The 12,421-nt window shown below is 70.9% G+C and carries 10 protein-coding genes; 2 read left to right on the top strand and 8 right to left on the bottom strand.

Translation table 11 applies throughout. The annotated features are described in order from the left end of the window. Positions 1-22 precede the first annotated feature (22 nt). From efeU to ACFQO7_RS26630, 8 genes are all read right to left on the bottom strand, one after another. Positions 23-895 carry an iron uptake transporter permease EfeU gene (gene efeU, locus ACFQO7_RS26665; RefSeq protein WP_376808941.1) on the bottom strand — a complete coding sequence of 291 codons (873 nt, stop codon included), beginning with the start codon at positions 893-895 and terminating at the stop codon, positions 23-25. 167 nt (positions 896-1,062) lie between these two features. Next, positions 1,063-2,514, bottom strand: a complete 1,452-nt coding sequence (ahcY, locus tag ACFQO7_RS26660; RefSeq protein WP_376808940.1) for an adenosylhomocysteinase — start codon at positions 2,512-2,514, stop codon at positions 1,063-1,065. Positions 2,515-2,898: 384 nt separating this feature from the next. Continuing rightward, positions 2,899-4,062, bottom strand: coding sequence for a mannose-6-phosphate isomerase, class I (gene manA / locus ACFQO7_RS26655; RefSeq protein ID WP_376808939.1), 1,164 nt, complete (start codon positions 4,060-4,062; stop codon positions 2,899-2,901). Between the two features lie 2 nt (positions 4,063-4,064). After that, positions 4,065-5,003, bottom strand: a complete 939-nt coding sequence (locus ACFQO7_RS26650) for a cation diffusion facilitator family transporter (protein WP_361040080.1) — start codon at positions 5,001-5,003, stop codon at positions 4,065-4,067. A gap of 34 nt (positions 5,004-5,037) precedes the next feature. Beyond that, on the bottom strand, positions 5,038-6,240 hold the full coding sequence (locus ACFQO7_RS26645; protein WP_361040082.1) for an SIS domain-containing protein: 1,203 nt from the start codon (positions 6,238-6,240) through the stop codon (positions 5,038-5,040). Beyond that, on the bottom strand, positions 6,240-6,422 hold the full coding sequence (locus ACFQO7_RS26640; RefSeq protein ID WP_360522247.1) for a Trm112 family protein: 183 nt from the start codon (positions 6,420-6,422) through the stop codon (positions 6,240-6,242). Before ACFQO7_RS26640 ends, ACFQO7_RS26645 begins: the two co-directional genes overlap by 1 nt. Before the next feature lie 97 nt (positions 6,423-6,519). Further along, positions 6,520-7,899, bottom strand: a complete 1,380-nt coding sequence (locus tag ACFQO7_RS26635; protein ID WP_376808938.1) for a phosphomannomutase/phosphoglucomutase — start codon at positions 7,897-7,899, stop codon at positions 6,520-6,522. A 256-nt stretch (positions 7,900-8,155) separates the two neighbouring features. Next, positions 8,156-9,589 (bottom strand): aldehyde dehydrogenase family protein, encoded by a 1,434-nt coding sequence (locus ACFQO7_RS26630; RefSeq protein ID WP_376808937.1) that lies wholly within the window; start codon positions 9,587-9,589, stop codon positions 8,156-8,158. Between the two features lie 83 nt (positions 9,590-9,672). On the opposite strand from ACFQO7_RS26630, the gene ACFQO7_RS26625 reads away from it, so the two are divergent. Both ACFQO7_RS26625 and gabT read left to right on the top strand, forming a co-directional pair. Further along, a complete protein-coding gene (locus ACFQO7_RS26625) occupies positions 9,673-11,103 on the top strand; it encodes a gamma-aminobutyraldehyde dehydrogenase (protein ID WP_376808936.1) in 1,431 nt (476 codons plus the stop codon). Between the two features lie 2 nt (positions 11,104-11,105). Continuing rightward, positions 11,106-12,383: a 4-aminobutyrate--2-oxoglutarate transaminase gene (gene gabT / locus ACFQO7_RS26620; protein ID WP_376808935.1), complete on the top strand. Its 1,278-nt coding sequence runs from the start codon at positions 11,106-11,108 to the stop codon at positions 12,381-12,383. The last annotated feature ends 38 nt before the right edge of the window (positions 12,384-12,421 follow it).

The following is a 12,421-nucleotide window of genomic DNA, read 5'->3' as shown; positions in this document are numbered from 1 at the left end:
TCCTGTGTTTCGAGGGGTGGTTTCAGCGGTCGCCGCCGGTGGCGACCGGCGCGGGAGCGGGAGCAGGGGCGGCCGGCGGCGTCGCCGGACGGTGCGGCAGCAGGAAGAGCACGAGCACCGGCACCGCGTACGCGACCCAGGCGACGGTCTCCAGCACGGTCGGCGCGGGGGTGAAGTTCAACGTGCCGCGCAGCAGCTCGGCGTACCAGGTCGTCGGCGGCAGGGCGGTCGAGATGTCGAAGGCCAGCGTGTTCAGGCCGGGCAGCACGCCCGCCTCCAGCAGGTCGTGCACGCCGTACTTGAGGATGCCCGCGGCGACCAGCACCAGCAGCACCCCGGTCCAGGTGAAGAACTTCGTCAGGTTGATCTTCAGGGCGCTGCGGTACATCAGGAAGCCCAGCGCGATGGAGGTGGCGATGCCGGCCAGGATGGCGACCACCGACCAGGTCGAGGTCGCGCCCTGCACGGTCGCGAAGAAGATCAGCGAGGTCTCCAGGCCTTCGCGCGCGACGGCGAGGAAGGCGGTGACGACCACGGCGAGCGGCCCGAGCGCGATGGCGGCGTCGAGCTTGGCGCGCAGCTCACCGGAGATGGAGCGGGCGGCCCGGCGCATCCAGAAAATCATCCACGTGACGAACACCACGGCGAGGATCGAGGTGATCGCCTCGAACAGCTCCTGCCGCTCGAACTCCAGGTGCGCGCTGGTGTACTGCAGCACCGCCGCGAAGCCGACCGACAGCGCCGCGGCCACGGCGACCCCGAGCCAGACGAAGCGCAGCCGGTCCCGGCGATCGGTCTTGACCAGGAAAGCCACCAGGATGGTGACGACGAGCGTCGCCTCCAGGCCTTCCCGCAGCCCGATCAGGAACGTGGGGAGGAAGACGTTGGCATCCATGGCACCACCTCAGTTGATAGACCAGCCTTGCCTTAGTAAGGCGAGGCGTACCTTAGCGTAGGTGTCCATCAGCTGAGAAGTCGATCCCGGTCACTTCATTGGAGCCGGTCCAGAACACGGACAAGGACGCCCGAGCGGGCGCCCTTCCTCCGTTTCGGCGATCCGGTTCAGTACCGGTAGTGGTCCGCCTTGTAGGGACCCTCGACAGCCACGCCGAGGTAGTCGGCCTGCGACTTGGTCAGCTCGGTCAGCCGGACGCCGAGGGCGTCCAGGTGCAGCCGGGCCACCTTCTCGTCGAGCTGCTTGGACAGCGTGTAGACACCCACCGGGTACTGGTCGAGCTTGGTGAACAGCTCGATCTGCGCGATGACCTGGTTGGTGAAGCTGTTGCTCATCACGAACGACGGGTGCCCGGTGGCGTTGCCCAGGTTCAGCAGCCGGCCCTCGGACAGCACGATGATCGAGTGGCCGTCGGCGAAGCGCCACTCGTCCACCTGCGGCTTGATGTTGATCCGCTCGACACCGGGGATCTTGCCCAGCCCGGCCATGTCGATCTCGTTGTCGAAGTGGCCGATGTTGCCCACGATCGCCTGGTGCTTCATCCGGCTCATCTGCTCGCCGGTGATGACGTCCTTGCAGCCGGTCGCGGTGATGAAGATGTCCGCGGTGGCGACCACGTCCTCCATGGTGGCGACCTGGTAGCCGTCCATCGCCGCCTGCAGCGCGCAGATCGGGTCGATCTCGGTCACGATGACCCGGGCGCCCTGGCCGCGCAGCGACTCGGCGCAGCCCTTGCCCACGTCGCCGTAGCCGGCCACGACCGCGACCTTGCCGCCGATCAGCACGTCGGTGGCCCGGTTGATGCCGTCGATGAGCGAGTGGCGGCAGCCGTACTTGTTGTCGAACTTGCTCTTGGTGACCGAGTCGTTGACGTTGATCGCCGGGAAGAGCAGCGAGCCGGTCTGCTGCATCTCGTAGAGACGGTGCACGCCGGTGGTGGTCTCCTCGGTCACGCCCTTGATGCCGGCCGCGATGGTGGTCCAGCGCTTGGCGTCCTCGACCAGCGAGCGCTGCAGCACGCCGAGGATGATCGCGTACTCCTCGGAGTCGGCGGTCTCGGGCGACGGCACCGCGCCGGCGGCCTCGAACTCGACGCCCTTGTGCACGAGCAGCGTGGCGTCACCGCCGTCGTCGAGGATCATGTTCGGGCCCTCGCCGCCGGGCCACTGCAGGATCTGCTCGGTGCACCACCAGTACTCCTCCAGCGTCTCGCCCTTCCAGGCGAAGACCGGCACACCGGCCGGCGCGTCAGGGGAGCCCTCGGGGCCGACCGCGATCGCCGCGGCGGCGTGGTCCTGGGTGGAGAAGATGTTGCAGCTGGCCCAGCGCACCTCGGCGCCCAGCGCGACCAGCGTCTCGATCAGCACCGCGGTCTGCACGGTCATGTGCAGCGAACCGGCGATGCGTGCCCCCGCCAGCGGCTGGGCGGCGGCGTACTCACGGCGGACCGCCATCAGGCCGGGCATCTCGTGCTCGGCGAGCTGGATCTCCTTGCGGCCGAACGCCGCGAGAGACAGATCGGCGACCTTGAAGTCGCCGGGGGCAAGGGTGCGGGCCATAGATGAACTCCCAATCGGTCGGCTGACCAGTGCGAGGTACAGCGTACTTCTCCGCGTCCCAGGGTCCGAGAACCGGCTCCGCCGGTGCGTCGGCCCGGGGTCATACGTGTGGCCCGGTCTCCGGACGGACCCTCCGCCTCGAAGACCGGGCCACACTCCCCCCGGTTTGGTTCCCCCGCGCGTGGCTCGGACTGAAATGATCCCGATAACGCTGCGTGAGTAAAAGGCTACACTCCGCACTTCGGCTGTCAAGCAGAACCCTCAAGTCGCGCGCGTCGCCGTGTCGCGCCGGTCCCCGGGTACGCGAAAAGGCCTGCCCGGCTGAGAAATGGGGTTCATTTTCAACCGGCCAGGCCGTGCGTCTGTTGTGGAACAGGGCTGCGCTCAGAGCGAGCCCAGGAACACCTCTCCGGTGCCCGCGAAGATCATCTTGCCGCCGCCCGCGGCGCCGAACGCGGCCTCGCCACCGGTCAGCCGGGCCGAGCCCGCGCCGTCGGCGACGGTCACCGCCCCCGCCATGCACAGCGCGGTACGCGGACCCGCCGGGTCGAGCGCCGCCTCGCCGCCGTCCAGCCGGATGCGGTGCAGCCGGAAGTCCTCCACCGGCACCGACCAGGTGTCCACGCCCGGCGCGACCGGCTCCGGATCGCGCACCGGTGAGTGCAGCGGCTCGAAGCGCAGCACGCGCAGCAGCTCCGGCACGTTCACGTGCTTGGGAGTCAGCCCGCCGCGCAGCACGTTGTCACTGGCCGCCATGATCTCGACCCCGGCCCCGCGCAGGTAGCCGTGCAGGTTGCCCGCGGGCATCCAGATGCCCTGGCCCGGGGCCAGCACCACGTGGTTGAGCAGCAGCGCGACCAGCACCCCGACGTCGCCGGGATAGTCGTGGGCCAGCAGCCGCACCAGGCCGCGCGGACCTCCGCCGGCCGGGCCGTCCGGCAGGTTCCCGGACGCCGCCACCGCCTGGTCGACCAGCTCGGCGCGAGCCGCCGCGGGCCAGCTGAGCAGCGCCCGCACCGCCTCCCGCAGGTCCCCCACGGCCAGCGCGCCGACCACCGGCTTGAGCGCCATGACGCCGAGCGCGTCGACCAGCTCCGCGGACTCGGCCGCGGGCCGGAACCCGCAGAGCGCCTCGAACTCGGTGTACGCCACGAGCAGTTCGGGCTTGTGGTTGCCGTCGACGTAGCTGCGGTGGGCGGCCCCGCGCGGCACGCCGGCCGCGTCCTCGGCCGCGTAGCCGTCGGCCGCCTGCCGCGCGTCGGGGTGCGCCTGCAGCGACAGCGAGCGCTCCGCCGCCAGCAGCTTGAGCAGGTACGGCAGCCGTACGCCGAAGCGGTCGAGCGCGTCGGCACCGAGCAGGTCGCCCGGCGCCGACGCGATCACGTCGACCAGCGCAACGTCGTCCACCAGGGAGGAGCAGTCGGGATGTGCGCCGACCCACAGCTCGGCCTCGGGGCCCTCGCTGGGCACGGGCCGGCCCTGCACCCGCGCGATCACGTCACGCGAGCCCCACGCGTAGGGCCGGATGCGGTTGTGGAGTCGGCGCACTCTCAGCCCTTCTGGTGGTAGATGTCCGGTTCGATGTAGATCAGCTTGGCGATCGGCACCGCCTCGCGGATGCGCCGCTCGGTGGCATCGATACCCCTGGCCACGTCATCGGCCGTCTCGTCGTGCTTGACGGCGATCTTCGCGGCGACGAGCAGCTCCTCCGGGCCGAGGTGCATGGTGCGCATGTGGATCAGGCGCTCCACCTCGGGCCCGCTCTCGATCGCCGAGGCGATCGCCTTGACGTGCTCGTCGGTGGCCGACTCGCCGAGCAGCAGGCTCTTGGTCTCGATCGCCAGCACCACGGCGATGACGACGAGCAGGAGACCGATCATCATAGTGCCGAGGGCGTCCCACAGACCGTTACCGGTGATCAGGGTCATGGACACGCCGAACAGGGCGAAGATCAGACCCACCAGCGCGCCGAGGTCCTCCAGCAGGATCACCGGCAGCTCCGGCGCCTTGGCCCGCCGGATGAACTCCTTCCAGGAGGCGTTGCCGCGCACCGCGTTGGACTCGACGATCGCGGTCCGGAAGGAGAACGACTCCAGGATGATCGCGACGATCAGCACCGTAACCGGCAGCCACTGCCAGCTGGTGATCGCGCCCTTGTTCTCGCTGTGGATGGCCTCGTGGTACTTGTGGTACGCCTCATAAAGCGCGAACAGGCCACCCACGCTGAACAGGACGATCGACACGATGAACGCGTAGATGTACCGCTCCCGGCCGAAGCCGAACGGGTGCAGCGGGGTCGCCTGGCGCTGGGCCCGGCGGCCGCCGAACAGCAGCAGCACCTGGTTGCCCGAGTCGGCGACCGAGTGGATCGCCTCCGCCAGCATCGACGACGACCCGGACAGGGCCCACGCGATGAACTTGGTGATCGCGATACCCACGTTCGCCAGCAGCGCGGCGACGATCGCCTTGGTGCCGCCTCCCGCGCTCATGCCGAAACCTCGTTGTTGTTGAGCCTTCGCTCGCTCACTTGCGCAACTGCTCCTTCAGCTCCGTGACGGCCGGCACCGCCATCGGATCCAGGCCATGCCCGAGGCCGAGGTAGACCGAGGCGAAGTCCGTCGCCGCGACCAGTGAGGCGAACCGCTCCAGCGCCGATCCGCCTTCGGCGGTGAGCACGTCCACCTCGATCCCGCGCCTCGCCGCGATGTCCTGCACCACCTCGGCTCGCCGGTCCGTCGTCTGCGCCGCACTGTTCTCGTCGGCGAGCCCACCGTCGCACAGCAGCACCACCCGCAGACGAGGGGGGTCGGCCGTCACGTCGTCGAGCTCGGGATCAGCGAAGATGTCCCGCTCCAGCGCGGCGAGCGCGCCGAACACGCCGTCGAGCAGACCCACCCGGCCGCGGCCGGCCTCGCCGAGCGCATCGGTGACGACCGGGTAGCGGGCGTTGGCGGAGAGCATGTCGCCGTACCGGACCGCGGCCACGGCGGCCAGCGGCGAGTCGCCCCAGATGACCGGCACCGAGCCGGCCATGTTCAGGGCCAGGGTCTTGGAGAGGTTGACGAACGTCTCGGCGGTGGGCCGGCAGCGGTCGGCGTCCTGGTCCAGGCGCACCGCCGTCTCGGCGAGGTCCGCCTCGTTGACCTTGACCAGGCCCAGCGCACGTGCGGTGAGCAGCACCGGCACGGTCAGGCCCCACAGGTTGGCCCGCGCCGCGCCGCGGCGCGGCACCGGGATGAACGGGGCGCGGTAGCGCTCGGCCACCGACTGCAGCGGCGACCCCGGCGCGCCGATGGCGACCAGCCGCGCTCCGCGGCGGCCCGCCACCTCGGCCACGGCCAGCGCCTCGGGCGAGCGGCCCGACGCCGACACGGCGATCACCACGTCGGCCGCGCCGATCCAGCCCGGCACCTCCACGCTGCGGTGGGTCAGCACCGGCACGAGGCAGCGCGGCCCCGCGATCGTCGTCAGGATGTCACCGGTCCGCGCGGCGGTGCCCGCGCCGACCACCACGACCGCCCGCGGCCGGCCCTCGTCGGCCAGGTGGCTCAGGTCGGTCTCGGCCGTCAGCGTGGTGGCCTCGCGCACCTGCGCGCCGGCCGACGCGATCGCCCGGAGCATGCCGCCCGGGTCGCGCGCGGCCAGCGCCGGCGCGTTGTCCAGCAGGGCCTCGTCGAAGAAGCGGTTGCCGCGCACACCCGCGGCGCCGTCGATCGGGCCGCTCATCACTCACCCGCCGGGGCGGTGAGCACCTCGTCGAGCAGCAGCACCGGCAGCCCGTCCCGCACCGGGTAGACCCGGCTGCAGGAGGTGCAGGTGAGCGTCTGCGCCTCGGCGTCGTGGGTCAGCGGCGCATGATCCTCCGCCGGGCAGGCGAGGACTTCGAGCAGTTGCGGGGCGAGCGACACGTAAGGCTCCTTCAGATCGCCGGCTGAGCTCCGAACGCGGCGCACCGCGACGCGCCAGAGGCGCGTCGCGGGCTCTCACCACGTTCCGCGAAGCAGCCTACCCACGGACCAGCTTCAGCACCTCGTCGCGCAGCTCCGACATCCGCTCCGGCGTCGCCGCCTCGACGTTGAGCCGCAGGAGCGGCTCGGTGTTGGAGGCGCGCAGGTTGACCCAGCTGCCGTCGGCGAAGGTCACGGTCAGGCCGTCCAGCTCGTCCTGCTTCTCCCCGGCGAAGTGCGCGCGCACCTGCGCCAGTTTCGCGCCCTGGTCCGCCACCACCGAGTTGATCTCACCCGAGGAGGTGTACCGCTCGAACTGCGCGCCCAGCTCCGACAGCGGTCCGGACTGCTCGCCCAGCGCCGCCAGCACGTGCATCGCGGCCAGCATGCCGGTGTCGGCGCCCCAGAAGTCGCGGAAGTAGTAGTGCGCCGAGTGCTCGCCGCCGAAGACCGCGCCGGTGGCCGCCATCTCCGCCTTGATGAAGGAGTGGCCCACCCGCGTGCGGACCGGGGTGCCGCCGTGCTCGCGCACGATCTCCGGCACCGCCGCCGAGGTGATCAGGTTGTGGATGATCGTGGACCCGGGGTGCTTGGCCAGCTCCCGCGTCGCGACCAGGGCCGTCACCGCCGACGGGGAGACCGGCGCGCCGTCGGCGTCCACCACGAAGCAGCGGTCGGCGTCGCCGTCGAAGGCCAGGCCCAGGTCGGCCCCGTGCTCGCGGACCGCGGCCTGCAGGTCCACCAGGTTGGCCGGCTCCAGCGGGTTGGCCTCGTGGTTCGGGAACGAGCCGTCCAGCTCGAAGTACATGGGCACGATCTCCAGCGGCAGCGGGTCCAGCACCGCGTCGCCCAGCACGGCGGGCACGGTGTACCCGCCCATGCCGTTGCCGGCGTCGACGACCACCTTCAGCGGCCGGATCCCGCGCAGGTCCACCAGCAGGCGCAGGTGCGCCGCGTAGTCGGCCAGCATCTCGCGCGTCTCGATCTCGCCCGCGGGAGCGGGCATCTCGGCCCGGGTGTCCAGCAGCTCCTGCGCCCGCTCGCGGATCGCGGCCAGGCCGCTGGCCTGCCCGACCGGCTTGGCCCCGGCAAAGCACAGCTTGATGCCGTTGTACTGGGCCGGGTTGTGGCTCGCCGTGAACATCGCCCCGGGCAGGTCGAGGATGCCGGACGCGTAGTACAGCAGGTCGGTCGAGCCGAGACCCGCGTTGATCACGTTGATCCCCTCGGCGCGTACGCCGTCGGTGAAGGCCTTGACCAGCGACGGACCGGAGTCGCGCATGTCGTGCGCGACCACGACGGTCCCGCGGTCCTCCCCCAGCGCCCGCAGCGTCTGCGCGAACGCCCGGCCCAGCGCACCGGCCACCGGCTCGTTCAGCTGGTCCGGCACGGTGCCGCGAACGTCGTACGCCTTGACGATCTGGGACAGGTCAGACACAACATCTCCTTAAGCCTCAGCTATCTGCTTCACCCTAACCACCGCACGTTACGTACCCGGGCCGGGCGCGCACGTATCCCGCATGAACGATCGACCAAGATCGCCCGACTTGCCAGGCACTCGTGCGTATCTTGAACAACGATTCGCACAGGTGCCTGGCAAGTCGAACGATCAACGACGGCCATCGGACGTGCGCGCCCCGGGGCCGAGGCCGCCGGGGCGCGTTTCGCGATCACTGTCGGTTGTGGCGCGATCGTCAGAGTTGCAACCCGGTGAGGACGAGGACGCGGGGGTCGGTGTAGTCGTCCATGGCGCTGCGCAGGCCCTCGCGGCCGGTGCCGGAGCCCTTCACGCCGCCGTACGGCATCTGGTCGGCGCGGAACGACGGCACGTCGCCGACGATCACGCCCCCGACCTGCAACGTCGCGTGCGCGGCGAACGCCGTCTGCAGGTTGCTCGTGAAGACACCGGCCTGCAGGCCGAACGCCGAGTCGTTGACCGCGGCGAACGCGGCCTCGTCGGAGTCCACCGTGGAGACCACGAGCACCGGCCCGAACACCTCGTCGCAGGCGACCTTCGCATCGGCGGGCACGTCGGCCAGCACCGTGGGCGCGTAGGTGGCGCCGTCACGCGTGCCCCCGGTCAGCACCGTCGCACCGGCCGCGACGGCCTCGTCCACCCAGCTCTGCACCCGCTCCGCCGCCGCCTCGCTGATCATCGGCCCGACCTGCGTGTCGGCGGCGGCCGGGTCGCCGGTCTTCAGCGCCTGCACCGCCGAGACCAGCTTCGGCACGAACGCCTCGGCCTGGTCCCGGTGCACGATGACCCGCTGCACCGCGATGCAGCTCTGCCCGGCCTGGTAGTTGCTGAACAGGGCGATGCGCTGGGCCGCCCAGGCCAGGTCGGCGTAGTCGGAGCAGACCACCGCGGCGGCGTTGCCGCCCAGTTCCAGCGTCACGTGCTTGTGCGGCACCGCGGCCTGGATCTGCGCGCCGACCGGCCCGGATCCGGTGAACGAGACCACGGGCAGCCGCGGGTCGGCGACCAGGGCGGCGGCGCGCTCGTTGGGCACCGGCACCACCGAGAACATGCCCGCGGGCAGGTCGGTCTCGGCCAGCAGCTCGCCGAGCAGCAGCGCGGACAGCGGAGTGGCAGGGGCGGGCTTGACGATGATCGGCGCGCCTACCGCGATCGCCGGGGCGACCTTGTGCGCGACCAGGTTCAGCGGGAAGTTGAACGGGCTGATGCCCAGCACCGGGCCCTTGGGGAAGCGCCGTACGACGGCCATGCGCCCGGCCGCGGCGGGGTCGGTGTCCAGCCGCATCAGCTCGCCGGAGAAGCGGCGCGCCTCCTCGGCGGCCCAGCGGAAGGTGGAGACCGCGCGGCCGAGTTCGGCCTTGGCCCACATGAGCGGCTTGCCGTTTTCGGCGCTGATGAGCGCGGCGATCTCGTCGCCCCGTTCGGCCAGCCGGCGGCTCACGTGGTCGAGCGCGGCGGCACGTGCCGCGGCGGGCAGCCGGGCCGCGTCCGGCGCGACCGACGCCGCGGCCGCTACCGCGTTTTCGACCTGCTCAGGCGTAGCGTTGGCGGTCTGACCGACCACGCGCCCGTCGTAGGGATTGCGTACATCAACGAGATCATCACTGGTCTCCGGGGAACCGGCGATCCAGTACGGGGTCCGATCGGCCATACGCCCACCCTAACGCACGGAAACAGTTGCTCAAGACCCTTGCTCGACACGGATTTCGTCGCGAGGATAGCTCTATGCCACCGATGACAGAGAAACTTGCCAACTTCATCAACGGAAAGTACGTAGCTCCCGTCGACGGCGGCTACGCCGACCTCATCGACCCGTGCACCGGGGAAGTTCTCGCCCAGACGCCGGTCTCCGGCAAGCAGGACGTCGAGGACGCCATGGCCGCGGCGGCCGCCGCCTTCGAGACCTGGCGCGACACCACGCCCAGCGAGCGCCAGAAGGCCCTGCTGAAGATCGCGGATGCGGTCGAGGCGCGCGCCGACGAGCTGGTCGCCCTGGAGAGCCGCAACACCGGCAAGCCGCTGCACCTGACCGCGAGCGAGGAGCTGCCGCCCGCGATCGACCAGATCCGCTTCTTCGCCGGGGCCGCCCGGCTGCTGGAGGGGCGTTCGGCGGGCGAGTACATGGCGAACATGACCAGCTACGTGCGCCGCGAGCCGATCGGCGTCTGCGCGCAGGTCACGCCGTGGAACTACCCGCTGCTGATGGCCGTGTGGAAGTTCGCGCCGGCGATCGCCGCGGGCAACACCGTCGTGCTCAAGCCATCGGACACCACGCCGATGTCCACGCTGCTGCTGGCCGAGATCGCGGCCGAGTTCCTGCCGCCGGGCGTGCTGAACGTGGTCTGCGGCGACCGCGACACCGGCCGCGCCCTGGTCGCCCACCCGACCCCGGCCATGGTCTCCATCACCGGCTCCACCCGGGCCGGGTCCGAGGTCGCCGCGTCGGCCGCGCCCGCGCTCAAGCGCACCCACCTGGAGCTGGGCGGCAAGGCCCCGGTGCTGGTGTTCGACGACGCCGACATCGCCGCGGCCGCCGAGGGCATCGCGATCGCCGGGTTCTTCAACGCGGGCCAGGACTGCACCGCGGCCACCCGGGTGCTGGTCACCGAGGGGGCGTACGACGCGTTCGTCGAAGCCCTCACCGAGCAGGCCCGCAGCCTCAAGACCGGCGCGGCCGACGACGAGGACGTGCTCTACGGCCCGCTGAACAACGCCAACCAGCTCGCCAAGGTCGCCGGATTCATCGAGCGGCTGCCTGCGCACGCCCGGGTCACCACCGGCGGCGAGCGTGTCGGCGAGCGCGGCTACTTCTTCGCCCCGACCGTGGTCGCGGACCTGATCCAAGGCGACGAGATCGTCACCGACGAGGTGTTCGGGCCGGTCATCACGGTGCAGAAGGTCGCCGACGAGGCGGAGGCACTGCGCTACGCCAACGACTGCCGGTACGGGCTGGCCTCCAGCGTGTGGACCGCCGACCACGGGCGGGCGATGCGGCTGAGCAAGCGCCTCGACTTCGGCTGCGTGTGGATCAACACCCACATCCCGCTGGTCGCCGAGATGCCGCACGGCGGCTTCAAGCAGTCCGGGTACGGCAAGGACCTGTCCGCGTACGGCCTGGAGGACTACACCCGGGTCAAGCACGTCATGCACAACATCGGAGAATGACCTTGAGCACGTCCTCTGAGATCCACGCCCGGCGCGTGGGCGCGGTGGCCCGCGGCGTCGGCTCGGTGCTCCCCTCCTACGTGGACCACGCGAGCGGTGGCACGCTGACCGACGTCGACGGGCGGGAGTGGATCGACTTCGCGGCCGGCATCGCCGTCACCAACGTCGGCAACAGCGCTCCCGCGGTCGTCGCCGCGGTGCGCGAACAGGTCGGACGCTTCACCCACACCTGCTTCATGGTGACGCCGTACGAGTCGTACGTTTCGGTGTGCGAGCAGCTCAACGAGCTGACGCCCGGTGACTTCGAAAAGCGCTCGGCGCTGTTCAACTCCGGCGCCGAGGCCGTCGAGAACGCCGTGAAGATCGCCCGGTACGCCACCGGGCGGTCCGCGGTGATCGTGTTCGAGCACGGCTACCACGGCCGGACGAACCTGACCATGGCGCTGACCGCGAAGAACATGCCGTACAAGCACGGGTTCGGGCCGTTCGCGCCGGAGGTCTACCGAGCGCCGATGTCGTACCCGATGCGCGACGGCCTCACCGGCGAGCAGGCCGCCGCCCGCGCCATCGACATGATCACGACGCAGGTCGGGGCGCAGAACGTGGCCGCGATCGTGATCGAGCCGATCCAGGGCGAGGGCGGTTTCGTGGTGCCCGCGCCCGGGTTCCTGCCCGCGCTGGCGTCCTGGGCATCGGCGAACGGGGCGCTGTACGTCGCCGACGAGATCCAGACCGGCTTCTGCCGCACCGGCGACTGGTTCGCCTCCACGCACGAGCAGGTCGTCCCGGATCTGATCACCACGGCCAAGGGCATCGCGGGCGGCCTGCCCCTCGCGGCGGTCACCGGCCGGGCGGAGATCATGGACGCGGTGCACGTCGGCGGCCTCGGCGGCACGTACGGCGGCAATCCGCTCGCCTGCGCCGCCGCCCTGGCCTCCATCCAGACCATGCGCGACCTGGACCTCACCACGGCGGCCCGCCGCATCGGCACCGTGCTCACCGACCGGCTGTCCACCCTGGCCGACAAGTACCCGCAGATCGCCGAGGTCCGCGGCCGCGGCGCGATGATCGCCATCGAGCTCGTCAAACCCGGCACCCTCGATCCCGACCCGGTCCTCACCGGCGCGGTCAACAAGGCCTGCCACGCGGCCGGCCTGCTCACCCTGACCTGCGGCACCTGGGGCAACGTCTTCCGCTTCCTCCCGCCCCTGGTCATCTCCGACGAAGACCTCGACCGCGGCCTCACCATCCTCGACCAGGCCTTCGCCACCACCACCTGAGAACAAAGCAAGGGCACCTTCATGACGCGGAGCGTCAT

This window comes from Catellatospora aurea, from assembly GCF_042663325.1.
Lineage (GTDB): Bacteria > Actinomycetota > Actinomycetes > Mycobacteriales > Micromonosporaceae > Catellatospora > Catellatospora aurea.
The sequence above is the reverse complement of the archived record's forward strand: the minus strand, read 5'-3'. Positions and strand labels throughout refer to the sequence as shown.

What these genes read in the sequence shown, in the direction of transcription:
- ACFQO7_RS26645 (WP_361040082.1), bottom strand. Translation starts at nt 6,240, where the DNA reads ATGAGCGGCCCGATCGACGGCGCCGCGGGTGTGCGCGGCAACCGCTTC.
- ACFQO7_RS26650 (WP_361040080.1), bottom strand. Translation starts at nt 5,003, where the DNA reads ATGAGCGCGGGAGGCGGCACCAAGGCGATCGTCGCCGCGCTGCTGGCG.
- ahcY (WP_376808940.1), bottom strand. Translation starts at nt 2,514, where the DNA reads ATGGCCCGCACCCTTGCCCCCGGCGACTTCAAGGTCGCCGATCTGTCT.
- ACFQO7_RS26625 (WP_376808936.1), top strand. Translation starts at nt 9,673, where the DNA reads ATGACAGAGAAACTTGCCAACTTCATCAACGGAAAGTACGTAGCTCCC.
- efeU (WP_376808941.1), bottom strand. Translation starts at nt 895, where the DNA reads ATGGATGCCAACGTCTTCCTCCCCACGTTCCTGATCGGGCTGCGGGAA.
- ACFQO7_RS26630 (WP_376808937.1), bottom strand. Translation starts at nt 9,589, where the DNA reads ATGGCCGATCGGACCCCGTACTGGATCGCCGGTTCCCCGGAGACCAGT.